Source organism: Staphylococcus sp. GDY8P47P (assembly GCF_016892225.1).
In the GTDB taxonomy this organism is placed as follows: Bacteria; Bacillota; Bacilli; order Staphylococcales; family Staphylococcaceae; genus Staphylococcus; species Staphylococcus borealis.
Map to the genome: position 1 here is coordinate 1 of NZ_JAFENV010000059.1, position 814 is coordinate 814.

Below are 814 nucleotides of genomic sequence, written 5' to 3' on the forward strand. Positions count from 1 at the left end.
CAATTATACGGACTTTATCCAAATAATGGCCAAAAAGTAGAAGAACAAGACCAAGAAATTCGTGATCAAATTCAATCTACAAAAGATAGTATTGAGAATAGCAATGATGATACAAATTCAAAAATTGCAGAATTACAAAATAAAGTTGATAGCCTAAAACAACAAGCAGATACAGACAAATTAAATAAAGTTGCAGAAGATTATCAGAACACAATTAATAATTTGAAAGACGCAAAAACCCAACAAGATAATGGTAACAATGAAAAAATGGAAGAAGAATTAAATAAAGTTAATAATAAGTTAGATGAAATCAAGAATAAAATTTCATCGTGGTTTAATAGTAATAAATAACTTGCTACTACATTGATATAAAGGGTAATGCGTATGGAAAATGAAAAGACACGTAATAAGAAGCCATATATATATGGTTTCTTATTACTAATAATTATCTTAATTGCTTTAATAATTGTATTTGTAGTTAGAAAAACAGATGCCCTAGGACAAATAAATAAATTTGAAGATGCTGTAGAATCTAATGATTCTAAAAAAGTCAGTGAAATTTTATCCGGTAGTGAACGGACTATGTCAGACAAGGAATCAAAAGCGTTTATAAAATATATGGTTCTGTTGCAAAGTAAAAAAATATAGCTAACCACTAATTTATCATGTCAGTGTTCGCTTAACTTGCTAGCATGATGCTAATTTCGTGGCATGGCAAAAATCCGTAGATCTGAAGAGACCTGCGGTTCTTTTTATATAGAGCGTAAATACATTCAATACCTTTTAAAGTATGCTTTGCTGTATTGATACTTTG

1 protein-coding gene and 2 pseudogenes are annotated in these 814 nt (G+C 29.0%); 2 read left to right on the forward strand and 1 reads right to left on the reverse strand.

The features are described from left to right. Window positions 1-351: pseudogene (locus JVV30_RS13020) on the forward strand (hypothetical protein); the annotation flags it as partial. Window positions 352-384: 33 nt separating this feature from the next. Further along, window positions 385-648, forward strand: coding sequence for a TcaA second domain-containing protein (locus tag JVV30_RS13025; RefSeq protein WP_031590646.1), 264 nt, complete (start codon window positions 385-387; stop codon window positions 646-648). A gap of 31 nt (window positions 649-679) precedes the next feature. On the opposite strand, the pseudogene JVV30_RS13030 reads toward JVV30_RS13025, so the two are convergent. Beyond that, a pseudogene (locus tag JVV30_RS13030) lies at window positions 680-814 on the reverse strand (IS6 family transposase); the annotation flags it as partial.